The sequence below is a fragment of the Sulfitobacter sp. M39 genome, assembly GCF_021735935.1.
Classification (GTDB): Bacteria; Pseudomonadota; Alphaproteobacteria; order Rhodobacterales; family Rhodobacteraceae; genus Sulfitobacter.
Genome location: NZ_WMDZ01000001.1, coordinates 199,536 through 218,346, shown reverse-complemented (window position 1 = coordinate 218,346; position 18,811 = coordinate 199,536). Strand labels below are relative to the sequence as shown.

Annotated in this window: 12 protein-coding genes; 9 read left to right on the top strand and 3 right to left on the bottom strand. The window is 59.8% G+C overall.

The window, feature by feature from the left end:
* Nucleotides 1–4 precede the first annotated feature (4 nt).
* Both GLP43_RS01015 and GLP43_RS01010 read left to right on the top strand, forming a co-directional pair.
* On the top strand, nt 5–2,650 hold the full coding sequence (locus tag GLP43_RS01015; protein ID WP_237277856.1) for an NEW3 domain-containing protein: 2,646 nt from the start codon (nt 5–7) through the stop codon (nt 2,648–2,650).
* Nucleotides 2,651–2,747: 97 nt separating this feature from the next.
* Nucleotides 2,748–8,486: a hypothetical protein gene (locus GLP43_RS01010; protein ID WP_237277855.1), complete on the top strand. Its 5,739-nt coding sequence runs from the start codon at nt 2,748–2,750 to the stop codon at nt 8,484–8,486.
* A gap of 189 nt (nt 8,487–8,675) precedes the next feature.
* Here the strand turns inward: GLP43_RS01010 and GLP43_RS01005 are convergent, their stop codons facing one another.
* Nucleotides 8,676–10,406 (bottom strand): IlvD/Edd family dehydratase, encoded by a 1,731-nt coding sequence (locus GLP43_RS01005; protein WP_237277854.1) that lies wholly within the window; start codon nt 10,404–10,406, stop codon nt 8,676–8,678.
* Between the two features lie 108 nt (nt 10,407–10,514).
* On the bottom strand, nt 10,515–11,051 hold the full coding sequence (locus tag GLP43_RS01000; protein ID WP_237277853.1) for a redoxin domain-containing protein: 537 nt from the start codon (nt 11,049–11,051) through the stop codon (nt 10,515–10,517).
* Nucleotides 11,052–11,379: 328 nt separating this feature from the next.
* Here GLP43_RS01000 and GLP43_RS00995 point away from each other — a divergent pair, with 328 nt between their 5' ends.
* From GLP43_RS00995 to GLP43_RS00975, 5 genes are all read left to right on the top strand, one after another.
* The gene (locus tag GLP43_RS00995) at nt 11,380–12,375 is read left to right on the top strand and encodes a TRAP transporter substrate-binding protein (protein WP_237277852.1); all 996 of its coding nucleotides are present in this window, start codon (nt 11,380–11,382) and stop codon (nt 12,373–12,375) included.
* A gap of 71 nt (nt 12,376–12,446) precedes the next feature.
* Nucleotides 12,447–12,977: a TRAP transporter small permease gene (locus tag GLP43_RS00990; RefSeq protein ID WP_237277851.1), complete on the top strand. Its 531-nt coding sequence runs from the start codon at nt 12,447–12,449 to the stop codon at nt 12,975–12,977.
* 2 nt (nt 12,978–12,979) lie between these two features.
* Nucleotides 12,980–14,260, top strand: a complete 1,281-nt coding sequence (locus tag GLP43_RS00985) for a TRAP transporter large permease (protein WP_005848953.1) — start codon at nt 12,980–12,982, stop codon at nt 14,258–14,260.
* A 58-nt stretch (nt 14,261–14,318) separates the two neighbouring features.
* Nucleotides 14,319–15,035, top strand: a complete 717-nt coding sequence (locus GLP43_RS00980) for a ribonuclease activity regulator RraA (RefSeq protein WP_005848951.1) — start codon at nt 14,319–14,321, stop codon at nt 15,033–15,035.
* Complete coding sequence (locus tag GLP43_RS00975; RefSeq protein ID WP_237277850.1) at nt 15,011–15,754, top strand: FadR/GntR family transcriptional regulator; 744 nt, start codon at nt 15,011–15,013, stop codon at nt 15,752–15,754. The genes GLP43_RS00980 and GLP43_RS00975 overlap by 25 nt, the downstream gene beginning before the upstream one ends.
* A 4-nt stretch (nt 15,755–15,758) precedes the next feature.
* Here the strand turns inward: GLP43_RS00975 and GLP43_RS00970 are convergent, their stop codons facing one another.
* Nucleotides 15,759–16,106: a cupin domain-containing protein gene (locus GLP43_RS00970; RefSeq protein WP_184583892.1), complete on the bottom strand. Its 348-nt coding sequence runs from the start codon at nt 16,104–16,106 to the stop codon at nt 15,759–15,761.
* A 371-nt stretch (nt 16,107–16,477) separates the two neighbouring features.
* Here GLP43_RS00970 and GLP43_RS00965 point away from each other — a divergent pair, with 371 nt between their 5' ends.
* Both GLP43_RS00965 and GLP43_RS00960 read left to right on the top strand, forming a co-directional pair.
* The gene (locus GLP43_RS00965; RefSeq protein WP_237277849.1) at nt 16,478–17,224 is read left to right on the top strand and encodes an SDR family NAD(P)-dependent oxidoreductase; all 747 of its coding nucleotides are present in this window, start codon (nt 16,478–16,480) and stop codon (nt 17,222–17,224) included.
* A gap of 72 nt (nt 17,225–17,296) precedes the next feature.
* Entirely contained in the window at nt 17,297–18,802 is a 1,506-nt protein-coding gene (locus tag GLP43_RS00960) for an aldehyde dehydrogenase (NADP(+)) (protein WP_237277848.1), read from the top strand.
* Nucleotides 18,803–18,811: the final 9 nt, after the last annotated feature.

Sequence of the window (18,811 nt, the reverse complement as noted above, 5' to 3'; positions counted from 1 at the left end):
AGGAATGACTAACGTGAAACATCAATCTTTCTTCATGCGCTCTGCAAGCGCAATGGCAGTAACTGCCGCATTTGGCGCAGCAGCTTTGGCCGCCGCACCAGAAGCCGGGTCCGTGATCGGCAACCAAGCGGTTGCGACCTATACGAACCAAGCCGGCGATACCATCACGGTCACGTCGAACACGGTTGAAACGATCGTCCAGCAGGTTGCTGGCGTGACATTGACCTCGGACAACAACGAAACCATCGCACCCGGTGGTAAAGCCTTCCTGCCGCACATCATTACCAACGAAGGGAACGGCGCAGACTTCTTCGCACTGACCGCAGTAGAGACAGACACAGGCACGCTCGATACCTCTGCCATCGTCTTCTATCCGGATGCGAACATGGATGGTGTCGCCGATAGTGCCACACCGCTGACCGAAACGCCAACATTGGCACCGGGCGAGCAGTTCGGCGTCGTCATCGAAGTCTCTGTCCCCTCGAACGCAACAGGGTCGGACAGCATCACAGTGACCGCAAGGTCTGATCTTGATGGTACAGAGACAGCCGTCAACACCGATACGCTGACCATCTCTAACGACGCGATTGTCGAACTGGTCAAGTCCATGGTCGCTGATGCAGCGTCTGGCGGTAACCCCAACATCGTCGACGCCGGCGATACCGTAAGCATCGAGCTGACATATTCCAGCACCGGTCTGGCTGCTGCGAACAACTATACCGTCGACGACATTCTAGACGGTCGCCTGGCCTATGTGCCCGGTTCGGCACGGTGGTCTGACGCTGCGGGTATTCTGGATGACGCCAACGGGTCTTCTTCGGTCGATGCGACCAATGGCTCGGGCGAGACAATCGCCTTTGATACCAACGGCCAGAGCGTCAACTTCAACATCTCGAACGTCGGTTCCGGCCGCTCCGGTAGCGTGACGTTCCAAGCTGTGATCCTCGACAATGCTGATGCGGGTATCATTGAAAACGTCGCCACACAGGAAATCGACAACGTTGCCTTTCCACCCTCGAACACAGCTTCGATCATCGTGGATGACCAATTCGCGGTCTCTATCGCTGATACAGCCATCGACGGTGCTGGTGCAGCCGATCCAACGACTGCTTCGGCAACAGATGATGACGCGGCAAACAACGATGTCGTGACCGAAACTGGCGACGCGGCCCAGGGTGGCACAGTGAAGCATGAGTTCGTGCTGACCAACCGGTCGAACCAGACCGACAGCCTGACGCTTGATGTCAGCAACATCGACTACCCCGCGGGCACAACCTTCCGCTTTGTGGGTGCAGATGGTGTGACGCCGATCATCGGTTCCGTCGGTCCGCTTGCTGCGGGTGACAGCGCCAAGGTCACCTTGATCGCAACACTGCCAACAGATGTGACCCCAACGGCTGCTGCCAACTTCAACGCCACCGTATCCACCACCTCCGATGCCTCGGGTGTTTCCGATACATCGACAGCGACCTTCACCGGTGCGATCCTCGCTTCTGCCGTTGATCTTGAGAACGCAGTCGCAGGCTCCGAAGGTGACGGCCTTGACCCCACCAACGGCGGCGCGCCTTGGGTGAACTATGCCACCGATCCCGGTGCACCGGTCACCTACGACATGGTCGTTGAAAACAACGGTCCGGTATCCGACAGCTACAACCTCTCGCTGGCACAAGCGCTGCCCGCCGGTTGGACTGTCGAATTCCGCTCCGCTGACGGGTCCGCGATCAGCAACACCGGGACCATCCCTGCTGGTGCAAGCGATACCTTCACCGTTGTGGTAACCCCGCCGGCAGATCAGGCACCGGGTGACACATTGGTCGACATCGCGCTGGTGTCCTCTGTCTCGGGCCAAGGCGACCGGATCGTCAACGAAGTGACCGTGAACGAGATCTACAACGTAGAGATCATCGATGACCAGAACGCCCAGGCCTCGCCCGGTGGTATCGTCGACATGGTGCACACCATCACCAACACCGGTAACGTTGCGATCACCGAAGGTGCGATCAACGACACTGGGCTGGACAACTTCTCGGGCGCTTTGTTCTGGGATGCCAACGGCAACGGTGTGATCGACCCCTCCGAACTGGTGATCGACAACTTTGATGATCTGACGGACGGTGTATCGGCTGGTGTGAACGGGCTTGCCCCCGGTGAAAGCATCTCGGTCATCTACCGTGTGCAAACACCATCGACAGCGACAAGCGGTGTGACCGAAATCGGTACCATCAGCCTTGATCCCTCGCTGAACGGTGGCACAGCGACCGACGCGGATACTGCCGACAACGCAGTAGAAGACCGGATCGTGATCATCTCTGGCGACGTCACGCTGAGCAAGTACCAGTACATCGACGCCGACTGCGACGGCACCGTCGGGACCTTTACCAAGACCCGTCAGGACGTCTCTCCCGGTCAGTGCATCCGCTACAAAGTGGAAGCTGAAAACACCGGCTCCTCTCCCGCTGCAAACGTCATCATCTCTGATGCCGCCCCTGCCTACACATCGGTAACCGACTGTGGTGGCACATGCAGCGAGACGCTCTTCCCGGCAGGTAGCACCGCCACAGTCACCTCGAGCAACATCTCGAGCGACCACGGCACGGTCCTTCCGGGTGGGTTCGCAACACTAGAATTCACCGTTCAGGTGGACGAGTAAACGAACCCCAGGTTTCCCCGGAGCACCCTTCCCCCCCTCGCTCCGGGGGAACCGCACTTCCTCTCCTCTTAGAAAAGATAGAACAGGGATTGATCAAATGGACCGCACCTTTCACAAAACCGCCCTCCGCATGATGTCGTGTTTCTGGATCGTCGCGCTGGTGATCTCCCTCCTGCCGCACGGCACCGCTGCCAAGCAGGTACCCGCAGGAACCTTCATCCGGAACGTCGCGCAGACCACCTACTTTAACGAAGCGCTGGGCATCATCGAGACTGTATACTCGAACGCCGTAGACGCCAAAGTAGCCGCAGTGCCTGCGCTGGATGTCAACGGATACTCCGAACTGATGCTGACCCGTGGCGCGATGGCGCAATACTACTTCGAGGTCGCCAACATCGGGAACGTCCCGCTGAACGCCGCCATGACCATGCAGCACCAAGAGGGTGCCGCCATGATGAACGACGCCCGCCTTGTCTATGACGCGAATGCCAATGGCCGCATCGACAATGGCGAAGCCACGATTAGCTCGGGCGCGCCGATGTTCATGGATGTGGGCGATAGCGCTCAGCTCATCTACGAATTCCGTACCTCCTTCTATGCCACTCCCGCCACGCTGATGCAGTCGGTGCTGTCGGTATCCGCCACCAGCACGACAGGCTTCGCGGCACGTCGCATCCTGACGGGTGCCGCAGCTGGCAAGACCACCATCATGGGCAGCTCGCTTGAACTGCAAAAGGAACAATCCGTCCGCGAGATGGAAGACGAAACACAGCTGACCTACACGCTGCGTCTGCGCAACGACTCGGACGGTGATGTGCTGGCCTATGGTGACGTTAACGGTGCCCAGATCCGCATCGACGGGGCCGCCGCCACCGGTGTTCTGCTGCGCGACGAGGTGCCCCTGAACGCCCGTTTCCACAGCATCACCGACCCAAGCGGCATGGTTGCGCTGTACCACGCGGCAGGCGACGCGCGTCATGATTACCAGACTGCGCGCCCTGCAGGCGAAGTCGACGCCGTGGCTTTCTTTCACGAGGGTGACTACGAAATCGGTTTTGCCCGCGACCCCGCGTTCACCGTGACCGTGCCGATGAACCTGGGCGACGTAGAGGTTGCCAACACCGCCCGCACCTTCGTGAAAATGGAAGATCGCACTGTTGATGTAGACTCTAACACAACGGTTTATAGCCGCGATGCTGCCGGGACCGGTGCCCTGCGCTTTGAGCATCCTGAAACCGCAGCAGACCAGCCACACGCCGTGCCAAACAGCGATACCCGCCTGCGTCTGACCGCCGGTGCGTGCAACGAAACGATGTCCGCAGATCGTGCGATCATCACGCTGCGCAGCTTCCTGACCGGCGATGTAGAGCGTGTGACCGCCACAGAAACAGACCCTAACAACGGTGTTTTCCTCACCGCCGCCGTTCCTATGGCGCGGATGGATGTGCCCGTGTCCGGTGACAATGTGATCGCGACCACCGACGGTGACCGTCTGATCGCCACCGCCGATTGTGCCGGTGCCGCACTGCAAGACGAACTGTTGATCACCCCCGGTAACTTCCTGTTCAACTCGCTGACCAACGAGCCGATCGGTGATGTGGCCATCGCGCTGATGGACATGAACAGCGGTGCCGAAATGGCACGCCGTATGACCGATGCCCGCGGCTTCTTTAGCTTCGGTGACATGCCCGCCGGTGAATACCAGTACGCCGTGATGAACGCCCCCGCATGGGATGTGCCTTCCGTGCGCGCCGACTTCCCCGGCTTTAACCGTCGCGTTGCGGGTGCCGGTTATATGGCAAGCTTCCGCCACGCTGGTGGGATGCTCGACATCTCGGACATCCCTGCGGATCCACACTATGGCGTGCCGCTGGCATTGGACAAGCAGGCCGACAAGGACATGGTCGGCGCGGGCGAGTTCGTGGTCTACACCCTGAACTTCACCAACAACATGAACCAGGCGCTAATCGGTGCCGAGATCATGGATCGCCCCGCCTATGGCAGCCAGCTGGTTGCAGGGTCGGTGACCTTCAACGGCGAGACGATGGAAGACCCTGCCGTCGATGCGTCGGGTGACATGACCTATGACCTAGGCATGCTGGCCCCCCTGTCGAGCCACGAGCTGACCTATGTTATGCAGTTCACCGCAGCCGCCCGCGAAGGCCGCAACGAGAACACCGCGGTTCTGACGGGCCGTCAGGCAGGCACCGGCACCGTGATGCAGTCCCAGACTGCCCGTGCGATGGTCAAGCTGAACAACAGCGGTGGCGTCTTCGCCCGTGAAGCCACTGTCATCGGGTCGGTCTTTATGGACTGTGACAAAGACGGAATCCGTGGCGACCACACTGAACCAGGCATCCCCGGCGTCCGTATCGTGACCCAAGAGGGCCTGTCGGTTGTGACCGATTTGGATGGTAAATACTCCCTCTTCGGTCTGCGTCCGGTGACCCATGCCTTCCTTGTGCAGGACGAAACCCTGCCCGTTGGGACCGAAGTGACCGTAACCCGCACCAACGATCTGCTGCGCGGTGGGTCGCGCCTGATCCCGCTGCGCAAGGGAGAGCTGCGCGCCGAACACTTCGCCGTGCTGGACTGCACCCCCGAAGCGATGGCCGAGGTTGATCAACGTCAGAAGTACTTTGCCGAGCAGCCCCAATCCAACGCGCTGACCGCTGCCGACCTGCCGATTGAAGGCCAGCGTGCGCCAGTACGTTCGGTGCGCAGCGAAGCCGGGGTAGCGACCACCACGCAGCTGACCTCGCGTCTGATGCAGCGTCTGGATGAAAACCGCGCGGCGAACTCCGTCTCTGAAAAAGCGTCTGGCAAGGCACAGCGCCAGTCGCTCGAGATGCTGATCAAGACGCTGGACGATGCGCCCGGTTTCGTGGACCTGACCGACGGTCAGACACTGGATCGCCGCACCCAAAGCGTGCGCGTCAAGGGCAAGGGCGACCTGTCGCTGGGCCTGCTGGTGAACGGCCGCGAGCTGAGCAGCGACCGCGTGGGCGAACGTACAAGCTTCGAGAAGAACAATACGCAGGCGCTGGATTTTGTCGCGGTGAAACTGGACGCCGGGCGGAACACCCTGACGCTGGTCGGTCGTGACGGTTTCGGCATCGAACGTGTCCGCGAGGAAATCACCGTGGTTGCCCCCGGCAAGCCCGCCAAATTCGAGGTGATCATGCCCGACACTGCGCCCGCTTCGCCGACTGATGTGATCCCGGTTGTGGTGCGTGTGCTGGATGCCCGTGGCATGCCTGTCCCTGCCTCCGGTACCGTGACACTCAGCGCCAAGCTGGCCCTGTGGGACGTGGCCGACATCCGCGAAGGCACCCCCGGCGTGCAGGTCTATCTGGACAACGGAGAGGCCACCTTTGGGCTGATCCCGCCACAGGTTGCAGGCACAGACCGTATCACCATCAGCGGTGCCTTTGGCCGCGCCGAAGAAACCATCACGTTCACACCTGATCTGGACCAGCGCATCATGGTTGGTGTGATCGAAGGGGCCGTGGCCTTGGGCGGTGCGAAGGGTGAACTGCTGGACGCGGATCGTTTCAGCTCTTTCGAAGACACAACCACCGGTCTGCGGGGTGAAGTTTACCTCAAGGGCGTGATCTCGGGTGATGCGCTGCTGACACTGCGCTATAGCTCGGACCGTGACACCGAAGACCGCCTGTTCCGCGACATCCGTGGCGACGAGTTCTACCCTGTGTATGGTGACAACTCCGAACGTGGCTTCGACGCGCAATCCTCCGAAAACCTGTACGTTAAGGTCGAGAAGGGTCGTTCGTACATCCTTTACGGTGACATCGCGATCGAACCCGAAGCCAGCGCGCTGAAGCTTGACGGCATGCGTCGCGTGGTGACCGGTGCCAAGGCCCATTGGGAAAACGACAAGGTCGGCGTGACCCTGTTCGGTGCCCGTACCGCCCAAGAGCAGCGCGTGCAGGAATTCCTTGGGCGTGGTGTGTCCGGCCCCTATGACCTGGATCTGGACGGCTATGTACAAGGCTCCGAGCGGGTTGAACTGCTGGTGCGCGATGAAGAGGGCGGGGATGTCATCTCGACCACGCCGCTGCGCCGCGGCAGCGACTACCTGCTGGACTTCTTTGGCAACTCGATCACTTTTGACGATGCGGTGCGCCAGTTCGACGGTCAGGGCAACCCTGTGTCGGTGCGCGTCACCTATGAAGTCGATGTGGAAGGGGCCGACCGCTACTGGCTCTATGGCGGTGAGGTGAACCTCGCGCTGACCGACCGCACCACCGTTGGCGCACGTATCGTGCATGCCGATGCCGACCGTGGCAACACCGCCCGCGAGCGTCTGCACTCTGCCTATATCCGTCACGAGGGGACGCAGGGTGGCGTGTGGGAAGCTGAGGCTGCGCGCTCCGAAGATGCAAATGGTGTATCGGATACCGCCTACCGTCTGTCCTATGACATCCGCAAGGAAACCGGCCACTTCAACTTCGAGATGGTTCACACCGGCGAGAAATTTGCCTCGCGCGGCGGTCTGGCACTGCCCGGCACCACCCGTGCGCGTCTGAACTACGGGTTTGAGATCGACGGGACCAGCGACTTTGTTCTTGGTGTGGACTATGTACGTGACCGCACCTCTGACATCGAGCGTCTGACCGTGGATGCCGTCTATGCCAAAGAGTTCAGCACGAACTTCAAAGGCTACATCGGGCTGGAGTATCGTCTGGACCACACCGCAACCTCGAACAAGGCCCACCCCGGTCTGATCCTTGGCGGCCACTGGACCCCTGCGAACCGCCCCGGCACCGTCATCACCGCAGAGCTACGTCACCCCTTTGGCGGCTCGGACCGTCCGACAGAGCTGACCCTGGGCATGTACCGCGAGCCCGTGCCCGGCTGGCGCGCCTATAGCGAGGTCGAAATGACCTTTGGCGACGACACCGTAGCCACACACTCCAAGCTGGGTTTCTCTTACGACCTGAATGACTGGCTGCGCGGAAGCACCGATTTCGTCAAAGGTCTGGGATCTTCGGACACTATGTTTACCCAAGCGATGATGGGCAAATGGGCGATGAACGGGAACACCAGCTTTAGCTTCGGGATCGAACATTCCCGCAGCATGGAAAGCGACGATCACCGTCTGACCAGCGTTGCCCTTGGCGCGAAGTGGGGGTCCAGCGCGGAAAGCTGGGTGGGCGATGCCGATGCGGATACCACTTTTGAAGACAACGGCAACACCCATTACGCCAGCTTTGGTATCGCGGGTAAGATCACACCTGACTTCACCGTGCTGGGCCGTACCCGTGTTGCACTGGACAAGCGCGACGGTCGTGACCACCGCCGGATCCGGTCGCGTGCGGGTATCGCCTACCGTCCGGTTCACGATCCACGTCTCGAAGTGCTGGCATGGTACGAGCACCGCATCGAACAGCGCGAGACCAAGTCGGTGACCCATATGTGGTCCGTAGACGCGGCCTATGAAGTAGACGCTGACCTGCGCCTGAACGCGAAATACGCGGGCCAGTCGCAAAAGCTGACCACCCTTGGCGGGTTCTCTGCCCGCGCCACCACCCAACTGGTGCAGGCTGGCTTTAACTACGAGTTCGGCGACAACCGGTTCCAGATCGGCATGAACGCCGCGCATCTGTGGGACAACCAAGGCAATGCCACCAACGGCATCGGCGCAGAGATCGGGTTTGCCCCCACCAAAGGTGCGCTGGTTGCACTGGGCTATAACCGCGCGATGAACAAGTCGGCCCTGCGCAGCGATCTGTATCAGGAAGGTTTCTACCTCCGCTTCAAGCTGCTGCTGGACAACTCGCTCTGGGACCGTCTGGACAGCTTTATGGAAAGCTAAGGACAGACAGGACCATAGCACTGCCGCCCGAGTATATCGGGCGGCAGTATTTCGTTTCGGGGATATTTACGTTTCGGCAACAAGGGCTTTGATTGATTTCTGCCGCCTGATCGTGCGTGCCGGCTTTTACCGCACGCACCTCTGCCGCGCCCGACCCTCGACTCTGCCGCGCCCGACCCTCGACGCGACTTAGTGGTTGTCGCGCGGTAAGGTTTTGCCTGCTATATCCCGGTACTTTTCCGCATCTCGCAGTGTCATGCCGCGATCAAATGGTTGTACCATCTCGCGGAAATACTGCTGCCACGGGGATTGGCTTTCCGGTGCGGGATAGCCGTCGCCACCTGCAAATTTGGCGCGGCGGTTGCCCAATACCTCGGCATCTAACATGACGTTGACGGTGCACGCATTAAGATCAACGCGAATGCGGTCGCCGGTTTCCAGTATCGCCAGACCGCCACCGTCTGCTGCCTCGGGCGAGGCATTGAGGATCGAGGGCGAACCAGAGGTCCCGGATTGCCGGCCGTCTCCGATGCAGGGCAGGGCGGTAATGCCCTGTTTCAACAGATAGGAGGGCGGGCGCATATTCACGACCTCGGCCCCGCCCGGATAGCCCTTTGGCCCGACACCGCGCATTACAAGGATCGTATCGCCGTCAATGCCTTGGGCGGGGTCGTCTATGCGTCGGTGGTAATCTTCCGGCCCATCAAACACGGCCGCGCGCCCTTCAAACGCATTGGGATCGTCGGGGCGGGATAGGTAGCGTGCACGGAAGTCGGCACTGATCACGCTGGTTTTCATCAACGCACTATCAAAGAGATTGCCCTTGAGGTTGATAAACCCGGCCTTCTCTAGCAGCGGGGTGTCGAGGGTGCGGATCACATCTGTATTGCTGGACCTTAGGGTGCCGTAGTTCTCTACCATGCTGCGACCATTTGCGCAGATCGCTTGCGGATGGGGAAGAAGGCCGGCGGCAAGAAGCTCTCCTACGACGGCGGGGACGCCACCCGCCCTGTGGTAGTCTTCGCCAAGGTATTCTCCGGCGGGTTGGAGGTTGACGATCAAGGGGATGTCGTGGCCGATCGACTGCCAATCGTCATTATCCAGTGGCACCCCAAGATGACGCGCAATCGCATTCAGGTGGATCGGTGCATTGGTCGATCCACCGATGGCCGAGTTGATGACGATGGCGTTTTCAAAAGCTGCGCGGGTCATGATATCGGCGGGACGCAGGTCCTCCCACACCATGTCGACGATGCGTTTGCCGGTCTCATAGCTGATCTGCCCGCGTTCGCGGTAGGGGGCGGGGATGGCCGCTGCGCCGCACAGCTGCATGCCAAGCGCTTCTGCGAGAGAATTCATGGTCGTCGCCGTGCCCATCGTATTGCAGTACCCGACCGAGGGCGCAGAGGCGGCGGCGATTTCCATGAACTCGTCGTTATTGATCTTGCCCGCGGCCAACCTTTCGCGCGCTTTCCAGATCACAGTGCCTGATCCTGCGCGCTTGCCCTCGTGCCAGCCGTTCAGCATCGGGCCGACCGACAGCGCGATGGCCGGAATACCCACCGTTGCGGCAGCCATAAGCAGCGCCGGCGTGGTTTTGTCACACCCGATGTTCAACACCACACCATCCAGCGGATATCCGAAAAGCGTTTCCACCAAGGACAGATAGGCGAGGTTCCGGTCAAGCATCGCGGTAGGCCGCTTGCCGGTCTCTTGTATGGGATGCACCGGCACAACAATCGGTGTGCCACCCGCCGCCAAAATCCCATCGCGGACCCGCTTGGTCAGTTCTAGGTGGTGACGGTTGCAGGGGCTTAAATCGCTGCCAGTTTGGGCAATCGCGATGATGGGCTTGCTCGACTGGAGCTCTTCACGCGTCAGACCGTAGTTCAAATACCGTTCAAGGTACAAAGCGGTCATTTCTGGATCATCAGGATTGGCAAACCACTGGCGAGAGCGGAGATCCTTCGGGTTTATCTTGGTCAATGTCAGCTCCAGTGCGGGAAGTACCGCGGGGTTGTTTCAGGTTTAGGCGTTGCCCCGAACGGGTTTGGCGTTGTTGATCGTGAATATCATTCCATCCAGCAATTCGTCCAAATCAGGGCGGGCCGCCGGACCGTTTGAGATGGCGATAATCTGCGTCGTGCCATCCGGGCGCAGACAGAAAATACCGGGCTCTGCAAAGCGGCGGTCGGTTTCCTGCGTGGACAGCGGATCGCTGACGTAAAGCCCCATGGCGCGCATGTCGGCTTCTTGCAGATCATACCCGATGTCAAAGGTCCAACCAAAACGATCCACATCATCGCTGACTTTCTCTAGCGGATCGGCCGATACGCATTTCACCGAGAAACCCGCCTCTTCCCATTTGGCATAGGTCTGTTCCAGCTTGTTGAGGTAGTTTTTGCAGCGGCCACAGTGCTTGCCGCGGTAAACGATGAATAATGTCCAGCCATCGGTCGCGCCGCCAATCGTCATGGTGCCGCCGCCGAACTTGGGGACCTCGATCATCGGAAAGAAGGCACCTGCTTGCAGTTTGGTTGTCTGGTCGGAAGTCGCGTTCGTCATGTGATTTATCCTTTTCGATGTGTTGGCCGGTCCGCGCCCGAAGGGTGAAAGACAGGCGATGCGGTTTCGCTGTCTGCCTAACTGTGGTGAACAACTTTAGAGCTGTCCCGTCAGGTAAGCATGGGGGAGCATCATCTATCCCGTGATTGATAGCCGCATCTCTTTGTCTCGGCTAACCCGTTATCATTATGCAAGTTTTCGTCGACATCATATCCTTGGATGCAAAGGCGCGGGCGCTGAGCCATTAAATCTCTAAAAAAACTACTTGTAAATATTTGTAACCCATGTGATCACTTTTGCAATAATTTGTCTTTGGGAGGAAACAAATATGAAACTAAACAAAATCATTACCCGTGGTGCGTTCGCGATTGCAGCCGCATCGACGCTGGCGGTCATGCCAGTCACGGCACAGGCAAAGGACTGGCGCGGCTGGAACATCCACGTTGAAGACTACCCCGTATCGCACGGCATGGAAGCCTTCATGGAAGAGGTCACCGAGAAAACGGGTGGCGAGATTGAAGGCAAGGTGTTCCACGCCGGTGTTCTGGGCTCGCAGCCTGACGCGATTGAACAGCTTCGTCTTGGGATCATGGACTTTGGTGTATTCAGCCTTGGGCCGATGGGTCAGGCCGTGCCTGCGACCAACGTCGTGTCCTTGCCCTTTGTCTTCAAAAGCGTGCCACAGATGTATGAACTGATGGACGGCGAACCAGGTGCCGCACTTGGGGAAGCGTTGGAGGAAAAGGGGATCGTCCCCCTTGGCTACTATGACGCAGGCGCGCGGTCTTTCTATAATTCAGTCAAGCCGATCAATACGCCCGAAGACGTGCAAGGCATGAAAGTGCGCGTGATGAACAACGACTTGTTCGTAGGCATGATCGAATCCATGGGCGGCAACGCCACACCGATGGCATTTGCCGAAGTGTACCAGTCGATCAAGACCGGCGTTGTGGACGGGGCAGAGAATAACCCGCCCTCCTATGAATCCACCAGCCACTTCGAGGTTGCGCAATACTACTCGCTGACCCAGCACCTGATCATTCCCGAATGTCTGTGCATGAGCAAAAAGACCTTTGACGGTCTGACAGCAGAACAGCAGGAGATCGTGAAAACCGCCGGTAAGAACTCCACCGATCTGCAGCGCAAACTCTGGGGCGAACGCGAGGCAGCGTCGATGAAGATCATCATGGACGGTGGCGTCGAAGTGAACGAGATCGCCGATAAATCGGCGTTCCAGGAAGCAATGGTGCCCGTCTACGAAAAGTATCTGGCGGCCAATCCAGAGATGACGGATCTCGTCAATCTGTTCCGCAACGCTGACTGATCAGCGCGGCTGGACAATCGTGCGCCCTGTTGTAACGGGGCGCACCCCTTCTCTCACAAAGGAATAGGGCCGTGGAACACGCACCCCTCTGGATGAAGCATACCGAGCGTGCGCTCGACGGGCTGAGTTTTCTTTGCATGCTCGCGGCCTCTATCGCCATCGTCGTGCTGATCGCGACCTTTGGCTGGCTGGTGTTCGGGCGCTATGTTTTGAACGTCACGCCGACATGGGTCGAACAGCTGGCACTTTTGCTGATCTGCTATGTGACCTATCTGGGCGCGGCTGTCGGGATCCATGAAAACACGCATCTCGGGGTGACGCTGTTTCGCGACATGATGGGCTGGCGGGTCAGTAATTTCCTGAAGCTCGTCATCGATATCGTCCTCGCCGGTTTTGGCCTGATCATGCTGATCGCAAGCATTGAACTGGTGAAATTCGGGTGGAGCACAATGCTCCCCATGCTCAACGTCCCTGAAAGCTTCCGGTCCTTGTCGGCTGCGATGTGCGGCGGGCTTGTCTTTCTTTTTGCCGGCCTGCGCGCGGTGTTTCGGATCGCCTGCCTTCTGCGCGGTATCCCCTATCATGAAAAAGGTTTGTTTTAATCATGGGTCTGACAATCCTTCTTGGAATATTTGGGGTGTCCGTTGTGATCGGCATACCCGTCGCATTCGCAATGGGCATCGCTGCGCTGACTGCCTTTTGGTACGAAGGTTTCCCGCTGCTGATCACCTTTCAACGGTCGGTTTCTGGCATCTCTGTCTTCTCGCTGCTGGCGATCCCGTTCTTTGTTTTCGCAGGCGAGCTGATGCTGCACGGCGGTATCGCCATGCGTCTGGTCAAGTTCGCCTCGGCCCTTGTGGGGCACGTTCGCGGCGGTCTGGCGTCGGTGAACATCTTTTCCAGCATGTTGTTCGGCGGGATTTCGGGGTCGGCTGTGGCTGATATCTCGGCGCTCGGGTCTATTCTGATCCCCGTCATGAAGGAACGTGGCTATCATTCCGATTACGCGGTGAACGTGACCGTTACATCATCGATTGCGGGCATCGTTATCCCGCCCAGCCATAACATGATTATCTTTGCGGTGGCCGCAGGCGGGGGGATCTCGATCTCGAAGCTGTTCCTCGCTGGCGTCGTTCCGGGCATGCTGATGTGTCTGTGCCTTGCGGTAGCGGCCTATGTCATTGCGATCAAACGCAACTATCCGGCAGAACCCTTCCCAGGCTGGCGCGCGGTTGGCGTTGCGTCGCTGCATGCGCTGCCAGGTCTGGTGACGGCGGTGATCATCGTCGGCGGGGTGCTGTCGGGTATTTTCACCGTGACGGAATCCGGTGCCTTCGGTGCGATCTACGCGCTGCTGCTGACCTATTTCGTCTATCGCAGCCTTGACTGGAACGGGTTCAAAACCGCCGTCGTCTCTGCCGTGCGCACAACCGCGATGGTCATGGTGCTGATCGGCTTTGCCAGTTCATTTGCCTATCTTCTGGCGCTGTATCAGGTGCCCGAAAAGCTGAGCAGCTTCATGCTTGGCATCTCGGAAGAAAAGATCGCCGTTCTGCTGATGATCAACATCATGCTGCTGGTGCTGGGGATGATCATGGATATGGCCGCGCTGATCCTGATCTGCACCCCGATCTTCCTGCCCATTGTGCGCGATCTTGGCATGGACCCCACCCAGTTCGGGATCATGCTGCTGGTCAACCTTGGTCTTGGTCTGTGCACGCCCCCCGTTGGCACCTGCCTGTTCGTCGGCTGCGCCGTTGGCAGGGTCAAGATCGAGGAAACGCTCAGGACCATATGGCCCTTCTACCTGGCCATTCTGATGGCGCTCTTGCTGGTCACATATGTCCCTGCGGTGTCGCTGTTCCTACCCTCATTGCTTGAATGAGCCGAGCTTTTCCACGCCTTTCCAAACGCCCGAAATACCATAGTAGAAAGTATTCACCATGACTGAACCGACGCCAGAACTCCTTGAAAAGCTTATGCATGTCAGCACGGCAACGCTGACCACCGCATTGTTCAAGCGCGGCTTTCGTAACGTCTTTATTCAGGGGCCTTACCGTATGAACCCCGGGCCGAATATGGTCGGGCCGGCCTACACCCTGCGCTATATTCCCGCGCGCGAGGATCTGGACGGGCTAGAGTCTTTCGCGGATCGGGCCAACCCGCAGCGCAAGGGCGTAGAGGAATGCCCGCCCGGGTCCGTTTTTATGATCGACTCGCGGCGCGATTCAACGGCGGCGTCGGCGGGCTGTATTCTGGCCACCCGATTGATGAAGCGCGGCTGTAAGGGGATCGTCACCGACGGGGGTTTCCGCGACACGCCCGAGATTTCGGCGCTCGAGATGCCCGCCTATCACACCCGTCCCAGTGCGCCGACAAACCTGACCAAACACCACGCCGTCGCGATCAATGATCCTATCGCATGTGGCGGTGTTTCCGTCTTTCCGGGAGATATTATCGTGGGCGACAATGAAGGCGTCGTTTGCATCCCCAAGCATCTGGTGGCAGAAATAGCGTCAGAAACCGAAGAGATGACCGTTTTCGAAGACTTCGTTCTGGAAATGGTGCAAAATGGTGCTTCGATTTTTGGGCTTTACCCACCGACAGATCCGGCAACGAAGGACGAATTCAAAGCATGGCGGGAACAAAACAACCGGTAGCAGGCGCAGACGCGAGCCGTTCCGCCATGGGCAAGCCCGCCAAGGAACGCACGCTCGCGGATCACGCCTACGAGAAAATCCTCGCGATGATCTCCAGCGGGGAGACCGCGGTCGGGGATAAGCTGCCGACGGAACACGCCATGAGCGAGATGCTGGAGGTGTCTCGGCCGGTGCTGCGTCAGGCGCTCAAGCAGCTGCGCGAAGACGGGGTGGTCGTGTCGCGGCAGGGGTCCGGGTCTTTTGTGCAGCGCCGCCCCGATACGGCGGTGCTGACCTTTGCGCCCGTGGGGTCCATCGCCGATATCCAGCGCACCTTCGAATTCCGCGCCGCGATTGAAGGGGAGGCGGCGTTCCTTGCCGCCGTCCGCCATACAGACGCGGATCTGGCCAAGCTGCGCGCCCATTTCAAGGAGCTGGACCGCTGTATTCGCGAAGGGGAGTTGGGCGTCGAAGCGGACGAGGCCTTTCATCAGGCGATCTGCGAGGCATCGGGCAACCAGTATTTCGCAACTGCGCGCACCTCTATGAAGTCGAACATTCTCACCGGCCTTAACCTGACGCGGAACCTGTCGCTCAGCAAACCGCGCGAGCGGATGGAGCTTGTCCAGCAAGAACACCGCCGCATCCTCGCCGCGATCATCGCACGGGATCAGGCCGAAGCCCGCGCCGCCATGCGCGCCCATGTCGAGAATGCAAAGAACCGTGTGTTCGAAGGCTAACCGCTTACTCTAGCGGTAGCCCGTGGGCCGCCATGAAATCATCCCGCCGCGGTGCAAAACTGTCGAGCAGTTTCCCCGCCTGCAAGCACAGGCAGGAGTGTTCGACGTTCGACGGGATGATCAACGCATCGCCGGGGTTCAGGATCTGCGTGTCGCCCCCAACGGTGAATTCGAACTGGCCAGAGGACACGAAGGTCGTCTGGACATGGGGATGCGAATGGGGCACGCCGACGCCGTCCTTTTCGAACATGAACTCTACCATCATCAGCGCTTTGTCCTGACACAAGATGCGCCGCTGCGCGCCGGGGCCCGAGGTCATCCAACCCTGTGATGCGTCTTCTGTGGTGTCCATTGGTATGCCTCCCCCCGGCTTTAATCAGATGTAATAATTTGTAACTATTTTTGGATGTTGTCAACAGATTTGGGTGAGAGGCGTGCCGTAGGCTGTAGCGACTTTCGTCGGGTTTTATGCCTAATTGCGACCATAATCGACTGTTTTGTAGGTCTTTTCCGCCGAGGCCAAAGACCTTCTCGAATTACCAATCTCCATAGTTGTAATAATTTGTATTGTCGTGCCCCGAGGTTTGCCCTAAGCAAGGGGACGGATAATGCAGTTGTTGGGCGTGCATCGCCGCCCTTGAACCCCATTGTGCATCGAAGGGAGACGCGGAGAGCACTGCTCGGTCAGGTTCCTCCGCAGAATTTTATATTCAGGAGACGATCATGGACCTCAAAGGGAAAACCGCAATTGTAACCGGCGGTGGCCGCGATATCGGCCGCGCCTGCGTGCTTGAGCTCGCGGCGCGGGGCGCGAATGTGGCGATTAACTATATGGCAAGCTCTGAAGGGGCCGACAGCGCCGTCGCAGAGATCAAGGCGGCGGGCGGCAATGCCTTCGCGCTGCAGGGCGATATGACCAAAGAGGCCGATGTTGCCGCGCTGGTAGACAAGACCGTCAAGGAATTCGGGCAGGTCGATACGCTGGTCCACGTCACTGGCGGGCTGATCGCGCGGGTCACCATGGCGGACATGACGCTGGATCACTGGCAGTCGGTCATGGACGTGAACCTGACATCCTTTGTGCTGATGGTGCGTGAATGTCTGCCCCACATGACCGAAGGGTCGTCGATTGTCGGGCTCGCGTCGCAGGCCGGTCGCGATGGCGGCGGGCCCGGTGCCTCGGCCTACGGCGCATCCAAGGGGGCGCTGATGACCCTGACGCGGGGTCTGGCGAAAGAACTGGGTCCGAAAATCCGTGTGAATTCGCTTTGTCCGGGGATGATTGATACCGATTTCCACAACATCTTTACCAAACCCGAAGTGCGGACCCATGTGGCCAATGTCTCGCCCGTGAAACGCGAGGGGACTTCGGAAGATGTGGCAAAGCTGGCGGTGTTCCTTGCCTCGGATGATGCGGCGTTCATCACCGGTGCCAACGTCGATATCAACGGCGGCATGCTGTTTTCCTAGCAACGACACGACCGGCGGCTGCGGATACACGCGGCCGCCGGCTTTTTTGACAAAACCTAAAGGAAGCGCAGCATGGAACTGATGGGCAAACACCTGATCGCAGGCGAATGGACCGGCGCGGCAGAGCAATTTTCATCCGACCCCGCCGACGGGGAGCCACGGATTTTCGCCGCCGGCACCGTTGATCTGGTAGACCGCGCCGCGCAGGCTGCCGAGGATGCGTTTGACGCCTACAGCGCCACCACAGCGCAGGATCGCGCGGCCTTCCTGAATGCGATCGCGGACGAGGTTGACGCCCGTATCGACACATTGGCCCTGATCGGCACCCAAGAAACCGGACTGCCCGACGCGCGTTTGCGCGGTGAAACGGGGCGCACATCCGGTCAGCTGCGCATGTTCGCGACGCATATCCTTGAAGGCAGCTTTCTGGACGCGCGCCATGATGCGGCCCTGCCAGATCGCGCGCCTTTGCCACGATCCGATTTGCGGATGATCCAGCGCCCGATTGGCCCTGTTGCGGTCTTTGGGGCGTCGAACTTCCCGCTCGCGTTTTCGACGGCGGGCGGGGATACGGCGGCGGCCTTGGCGGCGGGCTGTCCGGTGGTTGTCAGGGGACACCACGCGCACCCCGGCACGGCAGAGGTCGTGGCCGCAGCGATTGCCGCCGCCATTACAGCTTGCGACATGCCCGCGGGTGTATTCTCGTTGATCCAGGGAGGCGGGCTAGAGGTCGGGCAGGCCCTGGTGCAGCATCCGCTGATCAAGGCCGTCGGTTTTACCGGATCGCTGCGCGGCGGACGCGCGCTGTTTGATCTATGTGCACAGCGGCCCGAACCCATTCCGTTTTTCGGCGAGCTGGGGTCGATTAACCCGGTCTTTGTACTGCCCGCCGCAGCCTCCGCCCGTGGCGCAGAGATCGGGGCGGGGTGGGCCGCGTCGTTGACGATGGGGGCAGGGCAGTTCTGCACGAACCCGGGTGTGGTGGTGGTCACTGACGGCCCCGGTGCCGATGCCTTCCGCGATGCCGCGGTCGCCGCCTTGCACGACAGCCCTGTCCAAACAACGCTGACGGCGGGGATCGCCGACGCCTATTTTGACGGGCGTGATCGTATCGCGCGCGCGGGGTGTACACGCGCCCTCGTTTCCTCGGATCGGGGCGAGGCGCGTCGTGTCACCCCTGCTGTCTTCGAGGTCTCTGGCACCGATTGGCTGAACAGCGACGCGCTGGCGCATGAGGTGTTTGGACCACTTGGTATTGTCGTGCGTGTGGCCGATGAGGATGAGATGGCCGCGGTTGCCAAAGGGCTGGACGGGCAGCTGACCTGCACGTTGCAAATGGACACGGGCGATACCGCTGCCGCCAAGGCCTTGATGCCGGTGTTAGAGCGCAAGGCGGGGCGGATATTGGCCAACGGCTTTCCCACGGGCGTGGAGGTCAGCGGCGCGATGGTCCACGGCGGGCCCTATCCCGCGTCGACCAACTTTGGCGCGACGTCGGTCGGGACGCTGGCGATCCGCCGTTTCCTGCGCCCCGTCTGCTACCAAGACCTGCCGGCAGAGCTGCTGCCGGTCGTTTGACCCGGCAAG